This is a genomic window from Brevibacillus sp. NPDC003359 (assembly GCF_042878995.1).
Classification (GTDB): domain Bacteria; phylum Bacillota; class Bacilli; order Brevibacillales; family Brevibacillaceae; genus Brevibacillus.
The window spans coordinates 19411-41868 of the sequence record NZ_JBIAOR010000017.1; the positions used below are offsets into that span (position 1 = coordinate 19411).

A 22458-nucleotide genomic window follows, 5' to 3' on the forward strand; every position below is an offset into this window, starting at 1 on the left:
CTGACATTTCTCGTTAGTTTTCCCACTACCACAATAATATTAGTCAACTACATGATCAATGACTCGGCGCGGGCGGATTATGAAGGTCACTTACGCGTAAAAAAGAAAACGGGTTCTTGTCCCTTAGCTTCATGCTTTTGGACAAAACCCGTTGCAATCATTTAATTAGATTCACCTGAATTTACTTTTGTATCCTTAACACAATCCGTTCACAGAATACGTTGAAACACGCGAAAATCAGATGGACTACGGCCCGTCATTCGCCAAAGTCTCAGATAACTGTACGCGTATTTATAAAAATGGCCATGCCTGCTTTCAACTAATGCCTGTTCCCAGTACGAAGCCTCTAATGGATTCAACTCGGCTTCCGTAACCTCCATATCGGATTCAACCCGATCTTCCTCAAATGTATTTGCATAAGCCAAGAGGTTGATTCTCGTGTAAAAGGCTGGATCGAGATGGTCGTGTACATACTGGCGATAAGCTTGATTCATTTCTACTATAGCGTGACCATGCGTAAGGATATGCCCCAACTGCATATCGCCTTTCTCCATTTGCAGCGGTCTCTGAAAGTTATGGAGTAAGTCCAGCACTGCCTCCGGAGTCAGCTGTAATCTTCCACCTGTATTTGGTATGCCGTCAGGATCAATGACGATATTCTCCCCATTTACAGTAACAAAGCCAGGACCTGATGCTGCGAAACCTCTAACAATCTTCCCCATGGCATCAAACAATTCGGTAGTTGCCGGAATAGCGGAACGAGAGAGCATACTCAGCAAATAGAAAGTGTAGATCACGTCATGACCAAGAGCATGGCATGCCTGGTTCTTTTGGACAAGCAGTCTCGTCATTTGAGCAGGAAAGTCCTCGTATTCTTTGTTTACCCGGTACTGCTCTTCGTTTGCATGTTCTTCTACAATTTTATCAAGATTTTTACGAATCGAATCTTCCAATAAGACAGGTACAAGTCTTTCTTCCAAAAGCGTAGTCAAGGCTATAACCGCACACGCCCAATGGCCTTCCCATATGTTGCTTTGTGACGATTCGATCATTTTTTGGCAAGCCCATTTTCTATAGAAATTGATATCCATATCAATCACCTTTCACTCTGATTGAGCTTATTCTTTAAAAGAAGGAACCTGTATACATGATGATAGAATAATACAAATACCATGATGTCAAAACTAAAAATTGACATGACACCAACTAGATGAGGGGTGTTCCTTGATGACAACGAGCAGAACGAATCCTAAGGTTGATGAATTTTTAAATAAAGCGAAGAAGTGGAAGGCAGAATTTGAGAAGCTGAGAAATATTGTTCTTGCGTGTGAGCTGACCGAAGAATTTAAGTGGATGCATCCTTGTTACACGTTTGAGAAAAAAAACATCGTTTTAATACATGGATTTAAAGAATATTGCGCGCTACTGTTTCAAAAAGGTGCCTTGTTAAAGGATCCACACGGGATTCTTATCCAACAAACGGAGAATGTACAGGCGGCGCGCCAGATCCGGTTCACCAATTTGGAAGAAATCATTGAAATGGAATCCATTTTGAAGGCTTATATTCAGGAAGCCATTGAAGTTGAAAAAGCTGGCTTGGAAGTGAGCCTGAAAAAGCATGAAGAATACGTCATTCCTGAAGAATTGCAAAAGAAAATGGATGAAATCCCTACCTTGAAAACTGCTTTTGAAGCATTGACTCCGGGACGGCAAAGAGCCTACATTCTTCATTTTTCAACACCCAAACAGTCTAAAACTCGAGAGGCAAGGGTTGAAAAATGTATGCAGCAAATTCTCGAAGGAAAGGGATTAAATGATTAGTATATTTGATGAGAAAATGGTGAAGAAGAGGCGGGAGAACCGCCTCTTTTTTGTTTTTGTATTTCGTTTCATTCGCGATATCACGAATAGTATACTTTTTCTACTTTATATAATGTCTGCTCAATGGTTGGGCAGAGATCGGCATCTACTTTGTAAAATTTCACCCGGAAGTACAGGCTTTTCAAAAAGTTCTTTATATTGTTTTTTTGTTTAAAGGCAGGAAGAAATTCGGAACTCTTCTCCATATCACCAAAACTTTGAATCCATTGCTCTACATAAACCTGGCTAAGTATTTTTCTATTCAAAATACGAATGATGGATTTTACCATGCGCTCATCTTCCCCATCGGAGTAAATGCGATCGGTGATGGTCATCTTTTCGTAAACCAAATCGAGGATGGTGATGAGGTCATTTTTATCCAGTTCGGGACATTGAGCTAATTCGTCTAATGCATCTGCTGCATGGGCTATGGCATGAGCCCAGCCTTTTTCATCATCATATCCTCGATAATCACGCTCTTCTCGTACGTTATAAAAAACTTTCTCTTTGATCGCCTGGATGTTCTCGCGGGAGAGAAAGGGGGATTCTCTGTGTCTCATAAGAAGGAGCGGTATGACTAGCATGGAGAAAGAGCGGGTAAAGACAGAATCTGTATTTGTTTCACCAAGTCTAAAGAGCAAATGGTTTTGATCTAGAATGATTGGTATCAGTTGTTCCAGTTCGTTTGCAGTTAGAGAATTGTCAGGAATCCAATGTGATAAGGTTGTATAAATGAGGTCATCTCGTAGTTCGGCATCCAAAGAACCAATGTGACTCATCATTTCTTGTATGAATTGGAATGTATCGGGTGGGGCTTGGTAGCCGTTTTCTTTAATAAATATCAGCTTTTCTTTTACATTCATTTTACACGCTCCTACTCGAAGTTTTCCGAACTGACTTTGCGGTAAGTGACAGTTTAAGTTTCGACATAAATAGGTTATGAACCTCCCTGTACAATTGCCAGACAAGAGACCCTAAGACATTTGAAAAAAATTTAGAAGAGAACCGAACCTTTTTCCGAAAGAGAGACAATATAGTGTGTAAGCTTACTCAGGAGGGCCCTCTGAATGGAAAATGAAGAGATGTATCAATTACTTATAAAAATGAAAGAGGGTGATGAACAAGCATTTCATACGATGTATGATGCCACCTTTCAGGACGTATACCGGACCGTCTCCTTTCTAGTGGATCATAAGCAAGATCGGGAAGATGTCATGAATGAAATCTATATGCAAATGTGGACATCACTTGCTAATTACGATACGAAACGTCCTTTCCAGTTCTGGCTGCATGGCCTGGTAATCCGTCAAGTGCAGAGATTTCGGGTCAAGAGCTGGAGGAGATTCCGCATTTTTGAACGCATCCGTTCCTACTCCCAGGAAGAGTCTTATTGGGATGAACATACTGCGTTGATGGATGGGAGGAACCAACTGATATCCCAGTCCATACGAAAACTGACCGACAAACAGCGGTCAGTGATTATCTTCCGCTTTTATCACGACTATACTCTTGAGGAAATTGCGACGTTGCTCGATATTCCGTTGGGTACGGTCAAGTCCAGATATCATGCTGGCCTCCAGGCGCTTCGAAAAGACTTCGGGAATCTCCCCCTGGAAAGGATGGAAAAGATCAATGACTATTGAACGCAAAATCTGTGAACATCTGCACGAAGAGGCAGAAAAGATGGAGTGCCCGCCGGCCATTTCCAAACGTATAGAACAATCCTATTCTCACTATTTGCAACGAAAAAGGAGCGAAATAACGATGAAAAAACGTTTAATTGGTGGATTAGTTGCTGCTGCGATTTTGATTCCAACCGCAGCATTTGCGGCCCCTGTTGTGATTGATATGCTTACTCGAGCACCAATGACTTCTGAACAAGTTAAGCTGGATGAGGTTGGCAAGGCAGTACTTGAGAAGCTGTACAGCGCAATTCCCGAAGCAAAATCGTTTGAGATTATCGATGCAAGCTACCTTGGAGACTCCAGTGATTCAACCAAAAAGGTCCAACTAAGCATCGTCCTGCAGGAAAAAGGAGGAACTGGCAAAAAGCTTACTCTTCATACAAACGGTATTACGGGTGAGATTCAAGACCTGACTCAAGAGAATTGGGAGCCTAATGAGAAACCACTCATTACATTGCCCGATCAGGAAATCAAGGGAAAGGTAGATCAGCTCATTGATAAAGTGTATGGCAACATCAACGAGTACGAGGTTGCCATGGAGCAAATGGAGAATCCAGATCAAAAAACATTTATCTTGAATTACATCAAGAAGGGATCAGAGGGAGGGGGTTACCAAGTATTTGTTCACGGTAATACCATTAGTCTTTCTCCGATACCTCCTAGACCTTCAAACAATGAAGTAGAAGGATATTTTTCCAGAGAGGTAGCTCCTGCACCTTCAAACAAGGAAGTAGAAGGTTATTTTTCCAGAGAGGTAGCTCCTGCACCTTCAAACAAGGAAGTAAAGGGTTATTTTTCCAGGGATGGTAAACCTGATTATACTGCTGATAACTTCTTAAACAATGAAAAACTGTTTTCTTTACTAAAAATGAGCCCGACAGAGTTAAAAGAAGAAATAGCAAAAGGGAAATCTGTTGTAGAGATTGCAGCATCTAAAAATATCTCGAAACAACAAGTAATTGATGTGATCGCAAAAACACAGGCTGAAGTTCAACTTCAAGATGGAAAAAATAAAGTAACAATCAGCGATGATTTACTGAAACAAATGATGAAAGCAGTTGAGCCAAAAGTCCTACACGTCATTGAACACAAAACGGAAACAGAATGGAAGTAATAGAGAAGAGGCGGGCGAACCGTCTCTTTTTTTATGGAGATTTTACGAGGAGAAAATAGAAATATTTGGTAAAGTGAAAGTGGAACAAATAGAGCAATGAAAAGAGGATGAACGGTGAATAAACAAGCGAATAAAGAGACAAAAGAGGCATTAAAAGTATTACAAAACCAATCAGTCATCCAATCAGCTGAATACTGGGTACAAAACGCTCATGAAGGCGGAGTTGTCCGTGGAGACTTGGTAGCATTGCTCATTCAAAACATGGCGAAAAAATTGACTGGAACAGTTCCTCAACCCGAGCCGCCGGAAAAGCCGAAGCCTGAACCAACTCCAGGACCTACCCAACCTACCAAGCAACCGAAGCCGTGGAGTGAAATCGAAAAGCTGGCAAAGGCTGCTTCTGTTCACATAGACATTGGATTCGGCGGAACGGGTGTATTATTGAAAGGTGGCCTGTTGCTGACGGCAAAGCACGTATCCAAAGGGAGAGTCTCTTTCAGAGTGAAAACGTACTCTCGGGATTGGTTAAACGCGACACTGATTGCGGAGCACCCGGGAATAGGAAAAGATGCTGTTGACCTGGCTCTGTATAAGATTGAGAGACCGCCTGCCAAATTACCTTTCTTGCCTTTGAGCGCGGACCCACTTGTGAGTGGTCAAAAGATACTGACTGTCGAAGCGGAGTATCAGGACTGGATCGTAAGGACTGGTGAGTTGTGTCAGTTAAGCACAAAGCTGCAACCGTGGGAATTTGACTGCTCTGTTCCTGTGGAGAATGGCAACAGCGGCGGAGCTACCGTCAATGAGTATGGAGAAGTGGTCGGTATTTTCGTCAACATAACGTCTGTAGGCATCCAACGAGGAAGCGTCCGGGAAAGCGTTCCTGGTGGGGAAGCAATCAATTTGCAGCACTTATCTGTTTCAGAATGGCTTAAAAAATGGGTATAAGCTTCAAGGTCGTAAGGGTAAAATGAGGCACCTTCCTGTTAGAAGAAGGTGCCTCATTTTGTTATTTTCCGTCACGGGTAACGGCTATTGCGTGATTCCCAACATTTGTTTCATATCTTCTTGGGCATCACAAATCAATTGGATATGGAACAAGTCTTGCAGTACTTGCAGAACACCTGGCTGAATGAACTCAGGCAATTTTGGGCCAATCCGTATGTCTTGTATCCCCAGGCTAAACAGACCAAGCAGGATGGCAACCGCTTTTTGTTCAAACCAGGAAAGAACGATACTTACAGGCAACTCGTTTACTTCACACTCGAAGGCTTCGGCTAATGCAGCCGCAATCGTAATGGTAGAAACCGAGTTATTGCACTGTCCCAAATCAATGTATCTTGGGATGTCAGTACCTGGCACGGTGCCGAAATCTACATCGTTAAAACGAAATTTGCCACAGGAGGTAGTAAGAATGACTGCTTCTAGTGGTAAGGATGTAGCCAATTCACGGTAATACTCTCCTCCCTTGCCAGGAGCGTCACAACCAGCGATGACGAAGAAGCGTTTGATCTTCCCTTCCTTTACTGCCTGAATAATTTCAGGGGCGATTCCGAGGACTGTTTTGTGATGATATCCGGTCGTTAATGTCAGTTCCGATTCGATAGAAACCTCAGGAAGAGACAATGCTTTCTCAATGAGCGGCACAAAATCGTTATCCACAATTTTCGTCACATTCTCCAAGCCGGTTATATCATACGAAAAGAAGCGATCGGCGTAGCTGCCACGGATGGGCATCACACAGTTTGTTGTAGCCAGTATGGCGCCTGGAAATTTCTCAAACAATTGACGTTGATCGTACCATGCTTTCCCGATGTTCCCTTTCAAATGGGGATATTTTTTCAGTGCGGGATAGCCATGAGCGGGCAGCATTTCAGAATGCGTGTACACATTAATTCCTCTGCCTTCTATCTGTTTTAACAGCTCTTCGAGAGCAAACAGATTGTGCCCCGTAACAACGATGCATTTGCCTTCTATTTTATTTTGCGAGACTGTGATTGGTTGCGGGATTCCGAAATGATCCGTATGGGCACGATCCAAAAGCTCCATTACTTTTATGGCGGCTTTCCCTACTTTCATGGCCATTTCCAGATGCTCTTCCAAGTTGAAATTCACATTCGTCAATGTAAAATAGAGAGCTTCCTGCGTAATTCCATCCACTTCAGAATCGATATAGCCCAGTTGCCGAGCATGTGTTGCATAAGCCGCAATACCTTTTAAAGCAAAAATAATTGTATCCTGAATACTCGCAAGATCTTCATTCTTTCCGCATACGCCGATGACCTTACAACCACCTGATGGAGTCTGTTCACATTGATAACAAAACATGTATCATCCACTCCTTCTATTCAAGATTTCGCTTTGATTATAAGCGGATCGCCAGGAAGGAGCTGTGATTAAAATCACAACGAAAAAAATATAGCCTCTTATCATAGGGGATGAAGAAGATTCCCAAGTGAGGGGTGTTGTTATGGTACGAAAATGGCAGTTGCCGTTACAGACATTGAGTCTTACGGTCGGTTTCATGGTATGGGTCATTTTGTCATCACTCATGCCATTTATCAAAGAAACCGTACCTATGAGTGCAAGCGAAGTGGCGTTGGTGACAGCGATTCCCGTCTTGCTTGGATCGGTGCTGAGAATCCCAGTTGGATATTGGAGTAACCGATTTGGCGCGAGAATTTTATTTAGCATCAGCTTTCTCTTGCTGCTGGCCCCTGTTTTTTATGTTAGCAAGGCGACGACTTATACCGATTTGCTAATAGGCGGGCTATTTTTAGGGATAGGCGGAGCGGTGTTTTCCGTTGGTGTGACTTCTCTACCGAAATACTATCCGAAAGAGAAGCATGGTTCCATAAACGGAATCTACGGTATGGGGAATATTGGTACAGCGATAACGACTTTTGCCGCGCCAGTTTTGGCTAAAACGTTTGGCTGGGCCAATACCGTACAGATGTTTATGCTATTACTTGCGGGATTCGCTGTGCTTACCTTCTTGATGGGGGACAAAAATGAACCTAAGGTAGTGACACCTCTTGGTCAGCAGATAAAGAGTGTCTACAAAAACGAAAAGCTATGGTTAATCAGCTTGTTCTACTTTATTACGTTTGGCTGCTTCGTCGCTTTCACCGTTTATCTCCCGAATTTTTTAGTGAGCCATTTCCAATTGGATAAAGTAGATGCAGGTATGAGAACAGCGGGATTCATTCTGTTGGCGACACTTGCAAGACCATTGGGGGGCTGGCTAGGAGATAGATGGAACCCATTCAAGGCATTGATGATTGTGTTTGCCGGGCTCGCCTTATCTGGTATTGTCCTATCATTTTCGCCATCGATTTTGATGTATACGGTAGGGTGCTTGCTGGTGGCGGTATGTGCCGGAATCGGTAACGGAGCCGTGTTCAAATTAGTGCCGATGTATTTCTCGCGACAAGCGGGGATTGTGAATGGGATCGTATCTGCCATGGGGGGATTAGGAGGATTTTTCCCGCCGTTGATCTTAACGATGCTATTTAATCTGACGGGGCATTATGCGATCGGTTTCATGGCGTTATCTCAGTTTGCACTGGCAAGCTTAGTCTTGGTGATGTGGATGTTTTATCAAGAGAAGCTGCAGCTCGCCTCCACCATTATGGAAAAGACAGGAGAGGCGATACTGATTACTGATACACGAGGAGTCATTAGAAGTGCGAACCATGCTTTTACGAAAGTGACCGGTTATGAGATGAAAGAGGTGCTTGGCAAGTCTCCCAATATTTTAAAATCTGGCAGGCAGGATGCCGACTTCTATCAAAAGATGTGGGACTCGATCAAGAAAAATGGCTATTGGCAAGGAGAGATCTGGAATCGTCGGAAGAATGGGGATCAATATCTCCAATGGTTAACCATCAGCGCGATTCTGGACGATGCAGGAGACATCGAGTACTATGCTGGCATGTTCAGCGAGCTCGCGGAGCAAAGACATGGATAAAGAAGGCTGAATCGCTTATGAAAAAAAGTCTTGGACGGACAAGTCCAGGACTTTTTTTCGTGTAGAAAAGTATGGCCAGTTTGCTCACATTTGGCAGATATCAGGAGGGCAGTCATCACAATAGATCGCTTCTTTTAAATAGGCCAGGTCTTTAATCAAGATGTGCCCGTGGGGAAGCAGATCGATGGAGTTCTGTTTTTTTAGATCGGCAAGCATCCGGTTGACACTTTCTCGTGTCAGGCCAATGAATTGCGCCAAATCACGATTGGTAAGGGGAAGGTCGATGAGGATTCCGTCGGGGTGTGGCTTGCCGTACGTGTTGCTCATGCGGATTAGCGTCGAATACAGGGCGCCGATTTTGCCATTGAGTAGCAAATCACGAAATTTAGACTGCATCCGCCTGTTCATCAATCCCATCCAACGCAGGAAGTCTACGCAAAATTGACCGTTTTTGATGAGCATTTTTTCCAACGCTTGTCGCGGGATGATCCATACCTCCCCCTCCATCAACATGGTGCCTGTGGAGGTGTACGTCAATTCCTGTTCGAAGAGCCCGGAGACGCCGACAAGCTCTCCTGCACCAAATACTTGCAGGGTCAGTTCTTTTCCATCGTTTGTGTTTTTTGTGAGCTTGATTTGGCCCGACGAAATTAAGAATAGCTGATCGGCTCTTTCACCATCCAAAAACAGGACGGATCCAGGAACAAAGTTTTTCCTAACAGAAAACGTTTCAAGGCTATTCACAAAATCGGAAGAAATCTGCTCAACAAAGGTAGTGCCATTTCCGGTCATGTGGGTCCCCCTTACAACAAGGATAAAAAGGTAACTCATTATACCATTCGAAATCGATGGTTTGGGAAGAGAAAATAGTCATGATTGTGGCAGGGGGTGTGAGGTATATCACAACCTGGGTTACGAGCCATTGCTACAATGGTCTCGAACGAAAGGAAAAAAAGAGCAGCAGCAGGGAGGGTGTTGTATGAACTATATTTTTGCTTCCAAGGTGGCGAAGCGTGCTTTTATCATCATTGCTTGCTTGTTCGTCCTAAGTTACGTGGGAACACGTTTTTTCACTCATATTGACCTGGCGCTTTACGGCTATATGGTGGGAACGCTTGTCTTTATTGGAGGTTTCCTCTACCGATTTTCTGCGTGGGCAGATCGCCCGCCAACGAATGTGATTTTGAAAAAGGGACTACGGCTTCTCTTTCGTAAAAGCACGGCGAATACAACGGTGGATCATCTAGCCATCTATCGCTTTATTTGGAATCGCGGGTGGTACCGCTGGACACAGCACATTTTGCTGGGATGGGGATGTATCTTGTCCGCATTTGTTACCTTTCCGTTGGTTTTTGGCTGGATGTATTTCACGATGACGGACAACGGTTACTATCAGGTCGTGTTCATGGGTGTGGATATTCTGACCGTACAAGCGGATGGCTGGGTTGCCTTTCTCTTTTACAATGCGTTGAACATTACCGCTTTTATGGTCATCAGCGGAGTCGTCATGGCCTTATATCGCAGATACAAGAACATGCAGGCACGGGCTGAACAAACCTTTGTCTATGACTTTTTGCCTTTATACCTGCTGTTATTTATCAGCATAACAGGATTGATGTTGACAGCTAGCAACCTGTTCCTGGGGGGCTTTGGGCACCCACTCATATCGGTCACCCATCAATTCGCAGTGATTGTGACATTGATTTATCTGCCATTCGGAAAACTGGCACACATACCGTTCCGTCCCATGAGTGTGTTTGCACGTAATTATCGCGAGCACTATGGCGAGCAGGAAATGAAAAAGTGCAAAGTGTGTAGCAATGAGTTTGTCTCTGCGGAGCAATCGGCTGATGTAATCAACGTACTTGGTAAAAACGAAATGGCTTTTCAAATGGAAGAAGGATTCCACTTGGCTGAACTCTGCTTGCCGTGCCGCAGAAAATACCGGATGTTCCGCTTTACAGGAGTTCCTACGCACGAGATCAATGCCAGGGAGGCAAATCAACATGCCAAAGGATAAATTTTTTAAAGACATTGAAAACAAGATTCATCCTAACGAGAAATTGGTCAGCACACACTGCTGCTACTGCGGTATGCAATGCGGGATGAACCTGCGTGTAGATACAACGACGAACAAGATTATCGGAGTGGAGCCACGGTACGATTTCCCTGTCAATCTGGGGAAGATGTGTCCAAAAGGGGTGACGGCTTATCAGCAGGTTAACCATCCGGATCGGATACAGCGGCCGTTGATTCGAACAGATGCATCTTTAAAAGGCACGGCGGAAGGATTTCGGGAAGCGTCATGGGAGGAAGCACTTGACTTGATCGTTTCTAAGTTCAAGGAATTGCAACACCAATATGGCAAAGATACCTTATCTGTTTACTCTGGCGTTTCCATGACGAACGAAAAATGTTATCTCACTGGTAAGTTCGCACGAGTCGCCTTGCAAACCCGCTATATCGACTACAATGGCCGCTTTTGTATGTCCTCCGCTGCGGCAGGATTGAATCGAAGCTTGGGGATCGATCGCGGTTCTACCATTCCTTGGACGGATATTCATCAAACAGACTGCTTGTTTTTAGCCGGTTCAAACGCGGCTGAATGTCATCCAACCAGCATGTTTCGTATTTGGGAAGTGCAAAATCGAGGCGGTTATCTGATCGTAGCCGATCCAAGGGAAACACCTTTGGCACGTCGAGCTGATATCCACTTGGATCTGCGACCCGGAACAGATTTGGCACTGGCAAACGGAATCGTCCACCTGCTGATCAAGAATGGGCATATTGATGAAGACTTTATTCGAAATCATACGAATGGTTTTGAAGAAACAAAAGAAGTGGTCGCTACCTTCACACCGGAGTATGTCAGCGAAATAACAGGGGTTTCGGTGGAGAAGATTGTGCGGGCCGCCGACATTTTCGGGAGGGCACCCGATGCGATTGTGATGTTTTGCCGTGGGGTGGAACAGCAGTCGAAAGGGACGGATAACGTATCTGCCTATACCAACATGTCGCTCGTCACAGGCAAGATTGGTCGTCCCAAATCAGGTGTTGCAACCCTTACCGGTCAAGGAAACGGTCAAGGAGGGCGGGAACACGGGCAAAAAGCCGATCAATTGCCTGGCTACCGCAAGATCGACAATCCTGAACATGTGCTTGAAATTGCGTGTGCTTGGGGGATGCCAGTGGAAGAGATGCCGCAGAAAGGTGTCTCTGCCTATGAGATGTTCCAGCTTATGAAGGATAAAACGATACGTAGCTTATACTTGCTCTGCTCCAATCCGGTTGTCAGTGCGCCAAATCTAAACCATGTCCGAGAGTCCCTGAAGAGTCTGGATTTTATGGTTTGCTGTGACTTTTACTTGTCCGAATCCGCTGAATACGCGGATGTCGTTCTTCCCGTTACGACGTGGGCCGAGGACGATGGAACGACAACGAATCTCGAAGGGCGCATTATTCGTCACCGGCAGGCGCAGGATTGGTTTGCCGAATCCAAGCCTGACTGGTGGATTCAGATAGAAATCGCCAAAAGAATGGGGCGCGGAAAATACTTTACGCACTTGCAGTCTCCTCAAGATATTTTCAATGAAATACGTCAGGTCTCCAAAGGAGGAATAGCTGACTATTACGGGGTCACCTACGAGAAAATTGAACAAAACAATGGGGTTTTCTGGCCGTGTCGCGAGGAAGGTGACGAGGGACAGCCCCATTTATTCCTAGATAATAAATTTTATCACCCAGATGGCAAAGCCAAGATATGTGCACTGCCTTACCGTCCACCAGCAGAGGAGCCGGATGAGGAATATCCTTTGCGGCTGACTACAGGACGAGTTGTGTTCCACTATTTGTCCGGGAATCAGACAAGACGAATCCCTTTTTTGAAGGACATGTATCCTGATCCTCTGCTAGAGGTTCACCCAAAAACAGCGACGCATTATGGCATTGAACACAATGAGCTGGTCACGCTGAAAACGAGAAGAGGCGAGGCGCAGTACCGTGTGAAAGTTATCGAGGCGATTCGAGAGGATACGGTTTTTGTTCCGTACCACTGGGGAAAAGCAGAGTCTGTCAATCTGCTGACTATCCCGGCATTGGATCCTTACAGCAAAATGCCTGAGTTTAAAGCGTGTGCAGCGAAAATCATCAAGCAAAAACATGGAGGAGTTCGCCATGGGTAAACAAGTCTTATACATCGAAATGGACAATTGCATCGGTTGTCGAAGCTGCTTGGCGGCGTGTACACAGTGTGGAGGCCACGACAACCGAAACCGAAACTACGTACTGGATGTGGACCCGTTTATCAACAGACAAACGATTCCTCTCATGTGCTTCCATTGTGTCAATCCTGCCTGTGCCCGTAGCTGTCCTGCTCAGGCGATCCAAATCGCAGATAATGGAGCCGTATTGTCAGCTTTGGTAGAGAAATGCATCGGCTGTCAAAATTGCACGATTGCGTGTCCCTATGGCATTCCAAAATTTGATGAAGAGCAGAATCTCATGTACAAGTGCGATCTATGCTACGACCGTACGAAAGAGGGAATCCCGCCGATGTGCGCTTCGGTTTGCCCGACAAACACCTTGCAATGGATTGAGGAAGCAGAGCTGGAAGAAAAACGGGCACAGATTCCTTTGGCCAATGGCAAATGGACGGCCAGCCACGACCCGGATGTGCTGGAAGGCGAAACCAATGTGAAAATTAGCCTGCCTGGTATTCTACAGGGCAAACAGAAGCTATTCTAGAGGGGAGATATACCTTATGGAGAACGAGAAAACCCGCCCAATTCCGTTGAAGGATGACAATTATACGCATAACATCAATCGTTCCAATGAGCGCAATCTGGATCGACGGAGTTTTATGAAAACAATGGTAGGGGCAGCTGGCCTTTTCGCGGCATCTACTCTGCCATGGGGGGCATTAGCTGCCAAGGAGCTGATGAGTTCATCCAGCAAGTCGTATCCCACACAAAAAATCGCGAATCTCAGCGATATAATACCCGGAGATGCAATTGAGTTTGCTTATCCAGGAGAGCATGACAGCGCGTTGTTTGTATATGTAAAGGAAAAGGAATACAAGGCGTATCAAAATGCGTGTACCCATCTGCGTTGTCCGGTATTTTGGGACCGAGATGAGAAGGAGCTGCTATGTCCTTGCCATCATGGGAAATTTGATATCGCCACAGGTAAGCCGCTCGCTGGTCCGCCCAGAAGACCGCTTCCGGAAATTGTTCTTCAAGAAAAAGATGGAGCCGTATACGCTGTAGGGGTGAAAAGATATGAAGAACAGCTATAGAGGTGTCATCCTACTAGCCTTGATCTTGTTCGCCAGCATTGTTTGCACCCAGTACACAGTCAATATGTATTTTGCACAGCGATATATGGAGGTGCTACTGCTCAGTGGTGCTGCGGTGGTGTTGTTCCCACTGGCATGGATGGTATATAGCAAAGACCAGCGAGATCGACGAGAGCAAGGGAAATAATGCGGGGAAGGAAGTGTAATCAGTTGCCATGAATCCTAGTAAGCGAACGATTGCCGCGCTTCACCAAGAGCTGCCTTCCTTGGTAGATAAAAAAATGGGGATACTTATTCAAGATTTGGCGGATGATGCCGAGCCAAACAGTCCAACTCTCTTGGAAAGGCAGCTGGCAAAATGGGAGATCACGGAGGATGAGGAGCATCTGCGCCTCTATTTTAATCCTTGTCAGTTTGTTGCGATTCCTATCCAGAATGGACCCGTTGTTTTTTCGCAAGAGGATGACTGTATTCGAATGGTTACCAGGGATAATCGGGGACAGCTAGCGTATTGCATTTCTTTTGGTAATTAACTTCCACTAGTAGATGGAGGGATTGTAATGGGACCACCGCCAATGGGATGTATGGGGAAGATGCAGGAGTTTGGGGGCAGGAGGAAGCTGTGTCCAGCTCTGGAAATATTGAAAGACGAGCACCTATCATTGGCTGAGCAGATGAGTGAGCTCGTAAATCTAGCAAATAACCTGAAATCTACTGCCGAACCTACTAGAAGAAAAAAAGGATTAACGGAGCTACATGAGCTAGCGTCCTCGTTTCGGGCGGAACTGGAGAAACACTCCAGACGCGAGGAGGAAGACCTGTATCCCCTGATGGCTAACTATATAGAACGGGAGATGGGACCGATTGCTGCCATGGAGGAAGAGCATGATCTTATTCATGAAAGCCTGAAGTCGTTCATGCGAATCGTAGAAAAGGAAAAGTCTGAACCAGTTGAAATAGCAGCAGTCCACACTCAGTTGCTGATGTCAGTAGAAATACTCTTGGAACATTTCTTTAAAGAAGAGAATGTGTTGTTCCCGATGGCCGAATACGTATTGAGTGACGCAGAGAAAGAGCAGTTGCAAGCACTGTTTGAAGATTAGCAATCATGTAGCCCTCCTACTGGTAAAAGTGGGAGGGCTACAAAAATGTGCGGGTTTCTACTGGCATTTGTCAGTTTCAATTGGATGAAACAAGTCATTAACTAATAGGGAACAAATAGAGAAGGAGGTGTTCTAAGTGCCGATTATTAAACCGTATTTAGCCTCATTGAGATTTACGTCCACCATGGGTGCTGGAACTGGTACTGGTGCCACGTTTTCCATTGCAGCAACTACATTTACCAATGACGCGGGCGCTGCTGCGACAGCATTTCCTGGTACGTTTGCTTTTTACAATCTCTACATTAATGGGGTGCTACAGCCAGGTAATACTTCCACAATTACAACGACAGCGATTACGATTCCAGGTGGAGATGCCGAAAACGTTGGTACACCCGTAGTTGTAGAATTTGTCGTGAACTAAGGTGAATAGGATGGTGGCCCCAGGTGGATGGAATGTGCCTGGGGTTCACTCATGTACGTAAATCGGAGTGAACGGTCGAAGCACTTCGAGAAAGGACGAGTGATTTCATGAGGCGCTATGTCACACAGCAATACACAGTTAGGAGACACAGCCTGCAATTCGTCCAGCCATTAGGTTGTCCCGGAATTTTTCCAGTAAAACCCTCCCCAACGTGTCCGCCATGCCCGCCCTGTCCATGTACTCCTGGTTTAATTCGAACAGAAACATATCAGTATACGGCAATTTCAGATGGAGTCAAAAACATGTATACCAACAGTGATGCTGTCATGCCGTTCAGTACTTCTGGCATTCTGGATCCGAATGAAGTTTCTGTTGTGAATCTTTTCATCAATGGAATGCTTCAGCCTCCCAATTTATATGTTGTCCAGCCAGGCGGTTTAATTCTGAGTGACATACCTGTACAAGGTGTTCCTCTTATTCTTCAGTTCATCAAGATGATTGTCTCATAAATGGTAGCTTTCATAATGGGAAAAAGGTTTACAGGGGAGGGAGACTGTCTTTTCAAAGCATAAGGAGTTAGACATGTCATACATACATGTCCATTTCCCTTCCATACGACTTTGGGTGTCGACACACCGATGCGTCGCGCAGGGCAGCCGTTCGAGCTGGCTCCGATCTATGTCTACCTGGCCTCGGATGATTCTGGATATGTCACGGGCCAGGTATTGCATGTCAACGGTGGAACGATGACAGAGACGTAACGGTGAATCAAAAGTCTCTCGTCTTCGATTTGGCGGGCAAGATCGCTTGCTCTCCTTTTTCATAGAAAGCCAGTAGAGTATGGACAAAACTCAATCTCGGCACGATCATATAGACAGTCAAGGCGGACCCAATACTGATCAGAGCACCCACGATGACATCTGCCGGATAATGAACGCCTACCAAAATGCGAGAAAGCCCAACACAAGCAGCAAGCAGCATCCAGAGTGGTCCCGTCGTCTTATTAAAAAGCCAGTAGCTCATGCAAAAGGAAAAAAACAGGATCGTATGGTCGCTGGGAAACGAATTGTCGACCGCTTTTTGTACCAATTGATTGACGTCCGCAAGCTCTGCGAATGGCTGATTGTTCGCATGTAAAATTCCGGCTACTTTCCCGAATAGCTCGGCGATGACAAACGTAAATGTCGCACAAACGACCATGATGCGATTCTCATATTTTCTCGTAAACCAATAAACCAATGCACTCAATGCCAAAATAAACACCGTATACTCTGCTACATAAAAAGCTACGGGATTGAGAGCCGGATACTCTTTCCCCAAGTCATTAATTAAGCGAAAATAGTGAATGTTGATTTCCATGCCATTCATTTTTAGTGATCCTCCTTTACGCGTAACAGGAGAATCGTAATCGATAGGAGAGAAATGGGAAATTGATTTACCTTACAGTATATTACAGGGTTGTAAGGTTGGTTTCGTAATCGCGTTCAAACCCATCAAAAAAGAGGCGGCAGAACCGTCTCTTTTTAAGTGGACAAAGGTCTATCTTATTTGTGTTTGCCCTCTAATTTGGCTTCGGAGTAGATGTCTTTTTTGACAGTCTGTAATTCTCCGACACTATTCATTGTCACGTAGATGGAATGATCCGGGGATTTGTACTTAACAAGAATCTGTGTCTGGTTATCCTGGGAGGTAGAGGAATGGATCTCGGAGAACTTGTAGCTTTCCGCTTGCTCTCCAAACAAACGTTTGAGATGCTCCTTGCCTTTTTTGAACGCTTCCTTCTCATCTATAACCTTTTTTGAAGAGGGGAGTCCGTTTTGAAGCTCGACACTAAGCAGCTCACCCGTGCTGGAATTTAAATGGACAACTCCGAAATTGGGATTTGTCCCTTCTGGTGTGCCTGACAAAATGATTTCCAGACGTTCGATTGTTCCAGAATTGGTCATTATATTTTCTTTTATGATGGAGTCTATGCCGTATTTTTTAATCGCTGGAATGACGTCTTTCACGTGGTTCAGCGTTGCTTTTGATTTGGAATTCAGGTCTTTTACTGTAAGCTGCTCGAGCTTGGTCGCCGTTACAGTGGCTTTCTGAGGAGACGCAGCGGAAGCTTCATTTGTCAGCAGGGCTGGGTTTGACAAAAGAACAGCTGCTGTCAGGGAGAAAGCTAATCCTTTGCGTTTGATCATGGTTAGTCACCTCCATTATCTGTAAATGAGACACCCATGGATTAAGACGTAGGGATATGGCTAGAAGTAACGATTCGTCATGTCGAAAAATAGATTTGAAATTTTATTTCAAATCTGACAATTCATCTTGATATTTTATTTCAAGTGTCTATAATACAAAATATGTAACGAATTACCAATGTCACACTCAAATGTAAGCGCTTAACAATTTCGCGAGACGAAAGGGGTGGTATCGTGTTGAATGGCGGATTGTTGCGCATCCGTGAATCGTTGCACAATATCAAGCGTTCTGAACAAAACGCAGCACATTACATTTTAGCCAATCCGGATGAGGTGATTCGTCTTTCCATCAAGGAACTCGCGGAAAGAAGCGAATCCAGCCAAGCTGCCATCATACGCATGTGCAAAAGTATCGGTTGGTGATGTGGCAGTCGGCATCTCGAATTCGGGGGAGACCTCCCAGATCATTACGACGATGAAACAAGCCCGTAAATCGGGTGCTGTGACCATCGGCATTACCAAATACGGCACAAACTCCTGCCTTTATCCTTTTATCCCTATCAGTCCGTTAAGAGTCCCTTACCTTCACAGTACCCATCATGTGGCCAGAAGTGCGTTAGGCACTTGGAAATATCGTTAGCTACGCAAGTTTTCTACTGATTGCAATTAGGGAGGTTTTCCATGAAAAAGAGAAGGTTTCTCTCAGTACTCGGTTTGATTGGCTTAATCGCGGCATTGCTTGTTTCCGGATGTAGCAGCCAGTCCTCCACACAGCAGGGGGACAAAGTCGAATTGTATATGGGTTACAGCTCTGATCCACCTACGAAGAAAAAGATGGAAGAAATTATCGCAAAATTCGAACAGTCACATCCTCATATCAAGATCAAAACGATGACAGCTCCTTATGATGACTTCTATCAAAAACTAACAACTCAGATCGCTGCCGGGAATGCGCCTGATCTTTGGCAGAGCGATGGGACAAAAGTATTTGGTTACGCCCAACGCGGCGCGATTCTCGACATCACCGATTACGTCACGAAAGAGATCAGCAAAGATGAGCTTAATGGACTTGAGTTCAACAAGGACTCAGATGGGAAGTATTGGGGCGTGCCACAGGGCATCCAAGTCGGAGCGCTTTTCTACAACAAGGATTTGTTCGACAAAGCAGGTGTCCCTTATCCTACCGCAGATTGGACCTGGGATGATTTGAAAGCCGCTTCCGTCAAGTTGACCCTCGATGCCAACGGGAAAAATGCGGACGATCCTGCTTTTGACAAAAAATCAGTGAAGCAGTACGGCTTCGCGTTTTTCGGTAGCTCACGCGGTGCATTTAACATCTTGAAAGCGTATGGTGGTGGGGTATTGGACCCGACGTTGACAAAATCGATTATCAACAGCCCTGAGAACAAAAAAGCGGTTGAGTGGATGGCCGACGGAATGCAGCGCAAGCTATTTCCGAATCCGGCTGATCTGAAGGCGTTCCAGAGCAATTTCAAAGCGTTTTTGAGCGGGGCTGTGGCGATGCAAATCGATATTTACGCAGCAACGACTTCGATGAATGGCGCAGGGTTGAACTACGACGTCGCGCCCATGCCCAAAGGACCGGACGGCAAACGATTCGCACCCGTGATCGCCAACTCATGGGTCATCAACAAAAAAGCAGAGGAGCAGAAGGTCAAGGCCGCTAAAGAATGGATCACATACTGGACGACATCAGATGAAGCACAAAAAGAGTGGACAGAAGTAGGCGAAGCGATTCCAGTGAAAAAATCAGTGGCGAATTCCGAAATGTTCCTAAACCCAGCCACGAAGCCGGAAAACAAAAAAGTCTTCCTCGACACCTTGGAGTTCGCGGGCACGATTGATACCAACGCCGTCTTTACCGAGTGGGTGAAGGTGTTCACGGATAATTTGGCGGAACTGTTTATGGATAAATACGGAACAGATGAATTCATCACGAAAACAGACCAAGGTATTCAAAAAGTTCTGGATGACTTCTTCAAGAAGAAATAGTCATCTATCAGTGAGGATGTGTGCCAACCATGCTAGAGCTTTCCACCAAGCAACAGGCGAAGCCTGCTGTGAAAAAGAGAAAATGGTTGGATAGCGAGGGGAGATGGGGACTGCTCCTGGTCTCCCCTTATCTCATCCACTTTCTCGTGTTCGTCGTGGGTACATCGGTCGCGTCAATGTACTTCAGCTTTTCTGATTACGATATTTTAAATCCGCCCAAATGGATTGGCTTGGACAACTATGAAAAGCTGTTTGAAGATCCACTGTTTTATCGGGCGTTATGGAATACGGTTTACTTTACGATCCTGTACGTTCCGGCCAAAACGTTTTTGGCGTTGCTGTTAGCAGTTGCCCTGAATCAAAAGCTGAAAGGCTTGAAATTTTTCCGGATGGTTCACTTTTTGCCGGTCATCTCCTCGTGGACGGTGATCGCGTATGTAGCGGATGCGGTGTTTAACCAGCGGATCGGTTTTGCCAATGCCTTTCTGTCTAAACTTGGGCTAGCCCCGCAAAACTGGCTGATTGATGAATTCTGGGTCATCCCGGTCTTGGTTCTCATCGCCATCTGGAAGTCAGTCGGCTACATGATGATTATTTTTCTCGCGGGGCTACAAGGAATTTCTTCTGACATGTATGAGGCAGCCTCGATTGATGGAGCAAACGCCTGGCAAAAGTTTTGGCGGGTGACAGTCCCGATGATTTCCGGCACGACGTTTCTGGTCGTCATCTTGAATACGATTTACTCCTTCCAAAACTTCGAGCAGATTTTTGTCATGACCGGAGGCTCTACGGAGGCAGGCTCGACAGGTGGTGCGAACAACGCCAGCCTCGTCCTGATGCTGTTTATGTTCCGCCAAGCATTCAGCTTTTTCAAAATGGGCTACGCCTCTGCCATCGCGTGGGTGTTGTTCCTCATCCTGCTTGCCATTACGCTCATCCAATTCAAGCTGCAAAAGAAATGGGTTCACTATGATTAATGGGAAAGGAGGTAGCCATGCAAAAGCGTCTTCCTCTCAATAAGATCGCTGGATATCTGTTTGTCATAGCCAGTGCATTGATTATGCTGGTTCCGTTTTTGACAACCGTGTTTAACTCGCTGAAAACCTACAAGCAGTATATGCAATTTCCACCAGAATGGCTGCCCAATCCGACGCAGTGGAGCAACTATACAACTGTGTGGGAACAGGCGAATTTCAGCAGCTATACGATCAACAGTCTAATTGTTGCGATCCTTTCCGTTATCGGGGCCTTATTGTCCAGCTCGATGATTGCCTTTGCCTTTGCCAGGCTGCGCTTTCCTTTCCGAGACACGCTGTTCATCATCGTGCTGGGAACGATGATGATCCCAGGGATCGTCACGATAGTCCCGCAGTTTATTATCTTTAAAAATTTGGGACTGCTCGACACGTTGGCTCCGCTTTGGATTTTGGAGTGGCTCGGACAGCCGTTTGCCATCTTTTTAATGAGGCAAGCATTCTTGAACATCCCGAAGGATTACGAAGAGGCGGCAAAGCTGGATGGCTGCAATCCGTTCCAGATTTATTGGCGGGTGTTTTTGCCGATGTGCAAGCCTTCCTTGGCAACACTGGCGGTCTTTACGTTTATGGGGAAGTGGAATGAGATATTGGCGCCGGTCATTTATTTGATTTCGGATGAGAACTTTACGCTGCCGATCGGGATTTTGTCCTTGAGCGGTCAGTACAAGACAGAGGATCAATTGCTGGTAGCAGGGGCCTTGATCAGCTTGATTCCGATTTTGATCGTGTTTTTGTTTGCGGAGAAGTATTTTGTGGAAGGCTCCAAAACCTCTGGATTGAAATAGGGAGTAAAGGAGGATAGCATCCGATGCAATACGTACATTGGGACGATCAATATACAGACGCGCTGTGCGAGCTGTGGAATCACGAGTTGGGTGATCGCTTTCCCATGCGGCCTGGGCTCATGCGGCAAAACAGCTTTGAGGATCAGAATGTAGTAAAAGCCGGGTCGTGGATTGCGTTAGATGCTGTGACGCAGCGTCCCGTCGGTTTTGTCGTGGCCAAATGCTGGCAGGAAAAGCTCGACATTCAATTGGGAAAAGGCATTGGTTGGATACAGGTTTTGCTCGTGTCTACAGCACATCGCGGGCAAGGGGTCGGGCGTGAATTGCTGGCACGGGCTGAAAATGCGTTGCGAGAGCAAGGGGTGGAAAAGATCTCGCTGGGACGCGATCCGTATCATTATTTCCCGGGCATACCCGATGAATCTGCGGACGTAAAAACGTGGTTTGAGCGACAAGGGTATCACTCAGAGAATCGATTGGAGAACGATCTGTTATGCCAGTATCTCGAACCAGCAGAGCTGGAATTGCCCGAGGTACCAGAGGGCCGTTTTCGGCTGTTGACGAGAGCGGATCAAGACAGATTCCTGACCTTTTTACATCGATGCTTCCCCGGACGCTGGGAGTATGAAGCCATTCACTATTTCCAGCGGGGAGGAACCGGACGCGAATTCGTCGTTGTGGAGCTAGATGGTGAAATCGTCGGTTTTTGCCGGATCAATGATGCCGATTCTCCGTTTATTGCACAAAACGTATACTGGGCGCCTTTGTTTGCAGATGGGCTGGGCGGCATCGGTCCGTTGGGCGTAGATGCGGAGTATAGGGGACAGGGCTTGGGACTGGCGATTGTGGAGGCGGGCATTGTGGCCTTGCGGAACCGTGGTATCCCAAACATTGTCATCGATTGGACGACACTGGTCGACTTCTATGCGAGGCTCGGGTATCGCAGCTGGAAACAGTATGCGAAGTACGGTAAAGCATTCTCTTGACA

At 45.7% G+C, this 22458-nt stretch carries 26 protein-coding genes and 1 pseudogene; 21 read left to right on the forward strand and 6 right to left on the reverse strand.

Annotated features, from left to right (window positions below):
* Positions 1-209 precede the first annotated feature (209 nt).
* The gene (locus ACFYU8_RS26685) at positions 210-1091 is read right to left on the reverse strand and encodes a hypothetical protein (RefSeq protein ID WP_390305687.1); all 882 of its coding nucleotides are present in this window, start codon (positions 1089-1091) and stop codon (positions 210-212) included.
* A 136-nt stretch (positions 1092-1227) separates the two neighbouring features.
* On the opposite strand from ACFYU8_RS26685, the gene ACFYU8_RS26690 reads away from it, so the two are divergent.
* Positions 1228-1821, forward strand: a complete 594-nt coding sequence (locus ACFYU8_RS26690) for a YdeI/OmpD-associated family protein (RefSeq protein ID WP_390305685.1) — start codon at positions 1228-1230, stop codon at positions 1819-1821.
* A gap of 80 nt (positions 1822-1901) precedes the next feature.
* On the opposite strand, the gene ACFYU8_RS26695 is transcribed toward ACFYU8_RS26690, so the two are convergent.
* Positions 1902-2723, reverse strand: a complete 822-nt coding sequence (locus ACFYU8_RS26695) for a DUF2785 domain-containing protein (RefSeq protein WP_390305683.1) — start codon at positions 2721-2723, stop codon at positions 1902-1904.
* Between the two features lie 204 nt (positions 2724-2927).
* Here ACFYU8_RS26695 and ACFYU8_RS26700 point away from each other — a divergent pair, with 204 nt between their 5' ends.
* The 3 genes from ACFYU8_RS26700 to ACFYU8_RS26710 all read left to right on the forward strand — a co-directional run bounded on the left by ACFYU8_RS26700 (position 2928) and on the right by ACFYU8_RS26710 (position 5607).
* Positions 2928-3503, forward strand: a complete 576-nt coding sequence (locus ACFYU8_RS26700) for a sigma-70 family RNA polymerase sigma factor (protein WP_390305681.1) — start codon at positions 2928-2930, stop codon at positions 3501-3503.
* Positions 3493-4659 carry a hypothetical protein gene (locus ACFYU8_RS26705; RefSeq protein ID WP_390305679.1) on the forward strand — a complete coding sequence of 389 codons (1167 nt, stop codon included), beginning with the start codon at positions 3493-3495 and terminating at the stop codon, positions 4657-4659. The genes ACFYU8_RS26700 and ACFYU8_RS26705 overlap by 11 nt, the downstream gene beginning before the upstream one ends.
* A gap of 114 nt (positions 4660-4773) precedes the next feature.
* Positions 4774-5607 (forward strand): S1 family peptidase, encoded by an 834-nt coding sequence (locus tag ACFYU8_RS26710; RefSeq protein WP_390305677.1) that lies wholly within the window; start codon positions 4774-4776, stop codon positions 5605-5607.
* A gap of 84 nt (positions 5608-5691) precedes the next feature.
* Here ACFYU8_RS26710 and hcp read toward each other — a convergent pair whose 3' ends face one another.
* Positions 5692-6987: a hydroxylamine reductase gene (gene hcp / locus ACFYU8_RS26715; RefSeq protein WP_390305675.1), complete on the reverse strand. Its 1296-nt coding sequence runs from the start codon at positions 6985-6987 to the stop codon at positions 5692-5694.
* Between the two features lie 142 nt (positions 6988-7129).
* Between hcp and ACFYU8_RS26720 the strand changes: the two genes are divergently transcribed.
* Positions 7130-8629, forward strand: a complete 1500-nt coding sequence (locus tag ACFYU8_RS26720; protein WP_390305673.1) for a nitrate/nitrite transporter — start codon at positions 7130-7132, stop codon at positions 8627-8629.
* A gap of 84 nt (positions 8630-8713) precedes the next feature.
* On the opposite strand, the gene ACFYU8_RS26725 is transcribed toward ACFYU8_RS26720, so the two are convergent.
* A complete protein-coding gene (locus ACFYU8_RS26725) occupies positions 8714-9421 on the reverse strand; it encodes a Crp/Fnr family transcriptional regulator (RefSeq protein ID WP_390305671.1) in 708 nt (235 codons plus the stop codon).
* Positions 9422-9608: 187 nt separating this feature from the next.
* Here ACFYU8_RS26725 and ACFYU8_RS26730 point away from each other — a divergent pair, with 187 nt between their 5' ends.
* From ACFYU8_RS26730 to ACFYU8_RS26775, 10 genes and pseudogenes are all read left to right on the forward strand, one after another.
* A complete protein-coding gene (locus ACFYU8_RS26730; protein WP_390305669.1) occupies positions 9609-10649 on the forward strand; it encodes a hypothetical protein in 1041 nt (346 codons plus the stop codon).
* Positions 10636-12810, forward strand: coding sequence for a molybdopterin oxidoreductase family protein (locus ACFYU8_RS26735; RefSeq protein ID WP_390305667.1), 2175 nt, complete (start codon positions 10636-10638; stop codon positions 12808-12810). Before ACFYU8_RS26730 ends, ACFYU8_RS26735 begins: the two co-directional genes overlap by 14 nt.
* The gene (locus ACFYU8_RS26740) at positions 12803-13372 is read left to right on the forward strand and encodes a 4Fe-4S dicluster domain-containing protein (RefSeq protein ID WP_017251305.1); all 570 of its coding nucleotides are present in this window, start codon (positions 12803-12805) and stop codon (positions 13370-13372) included. Before ACFYU8_RS26735 ends, ACFYU8_RS26740 begins: the two co-directional genes overlap by 8 nt.
* Before the next feature lie 16 nt (positions 13373-13388).
* Positions 13389-13922 (forward strand): Rieske (2Fe-2S) protein, encoded by a 534-nt coding sequence (locus ACFYU8_RS26745; protein ID WP_390305664.1) that lies wholly within the window; start codon positions 13389-13391, stop codon positions 13920-13922.
* Positions 13906-14109 (forward strand): hypothetical protein, encoded by a 204-nt coding sequence (locus ACFYU8_RS26750; RefSeq protein WP_390305662.1) that lies wholly within the window; start codon positions 13906-13908, stop codon positions 14107-14109. Before ACFYU8_RS26745 ends, ACFYU8_RS26750 begins: the two co-directional genes overlap by 17 nt.
* A 28-nt stretch (positions 14110-14137) precedes the next feature.
* Entirely contained in the window at positions 14138-14455 is a 318-nt protein-coding gene (locus tag ACFYU8_RS26755) for a hypothetical protein (RefSeq protein ID WP_390305660.1), read from the forward strand.
* A 27-nt stretch (positions 14456-14482) separates the two neighbouring features.
* Positions 14483-15025, forward strand: a complete 543-nt coding sequence (locus tag ACFYU8_RS26760; RefSeq protein ID WP_390305658.1) for a hemerythrin domain-containing protein — start codon at positions 14483-14485, stop codon at positions 15023-15025.
* Between the two features lie 136 nt (positions 15026-15161).
* Complete coding sequence (locus ACFYU8_RS26765; RefSeq protein ID WP_390305656.1) at positions 15162-15446, forward strand: DUF4183 domain-containing protein; 285 nt, start codon at positions 15162-15164, stop codon at positions 15444-15446.
* 107 nt (positions 15447-15553) lie between these two features.
* Positions 15554-15955 carry a DUF4183 domain-containing protein gene (locus ACFYU8_RS26770; protein ID WP_390305655.1) on the forward strand — a complete coding sequence of 134 codons (402 nt, stop codon included), beginning with the start codon at positions 15554-15556 and terminating at the stop codon, positions 15953-15955.
* A gap of 108 nt (positions 15956-16063) precedes the next feature.
* A pseudogene (locus tag ACFYU8_RS26775) lies at positions 16064-16207 on the forward strand (SDR family oxidoreductase); the annotation flags it as partial.
* Between the two features lie 7 nt (positions 16208-16214).
* Here ACFYU8_RS26775 and ACFYU8_RS26780 read toward each other — a convergent pair.
* Complete coding sequence (locus tag ACFYU8_RS26780) at positions 16215-16814, reverse strand: undecaprenyl-diphosphatase (RefSeq protein WP_390305652.1); 600 nt, start codon at positions 16812-16814, stop codon at positions 16215-16217.
* 176 nt (positions 16815-16990) lie between these two features.
* The gene (locus ACFYU8_RS26785; RefSeq protein WP_390305650.1) at positions 16991-17635 is read right to left on the reverse strand and encodes a hypothetical protein; all 645 of its coding nucleotides are present in this window, start codon (positions 17633-17635) and stop codon (positions 16991-16993) included.
* 234 nt (positions 17636-17869) lie between these two features.
* Between ACFYU8_RS26785 and ACFYU8_RS26790 the strand changes: the two genes are divergently transcribed.
* From ACFYU8_RS26790 to ACFYU8_RS26815, 6 genes are read left to right on the forward strand one after another with little or no spacing between them, the layout of a single operon-like run.
* Entirely contained in the window at positions 17870-18058 is a 189-nt protein-coding gene (locus ACFYU8_RS26790) for a MurR/RpiR family transcriptional regulator (protein WP_390305648.1), read from the forward strand.
* 1 nt (position 18059) lies between these two features.
* On the forward strand, positions 18060-18275 hold the full coding sequence (locus ACFYU8_RS26795) for a phosphoheptose isomerase family protein (protein ID WP_390305646.1): 216 nt from the start codon (positions 18060-18062) through the stop codon (positions 18273-18275).
* A gap of 41 nt (positions 18276-18316) precedes the next feature.
* The gene (locus ACFYU8_RS26800) at positions 18317-19648 is read left to right on the forward strand and encodes an ABC transporter substrate-binding protein (protein WP_390305643.1); all 1332 of its coding nucleotides are present in this window, start codon (positions 18317-18319) and stop codon (positions 19646-19648) included.
* Between the two features lie 29 nt (positions 19649-19677).
* Entirely contained in the window at positions 19678-20625 is a 948-nt protein-coding gene (locus tag ACFYU8_RS26805; RefSeq protein ID WP_390305641.1) for a carbohydrate ABC transporter permease, read from the forward strand.
* Positions 20626-20642: 17 nt separating this feature from the next.
* Positions 20643-21470: a carbohydrate ABC transporter permease gene (locus ACFYU8_RS26810; protein WP_390305639.1), complete on the forward strand. Its 828-nt coding sequence runs from the start codon at positions 20643-20645 to the stop codon at positions 21468-21470.
* Positions 21471-21493: 23 nt separating this feature from the next.
* Complete coding sequence (locus tag ACFYU8_RS26815) at positions 21494-22456, forward strand: GNAT family N-acetyltransferase (RefSeq protein WP_390305637.1); 963 nt, start codon at positions 21494-21496, stop codon at positions 22454-22456.
* Positions 22457-22458: the final 2 nt, after the last annotated feature.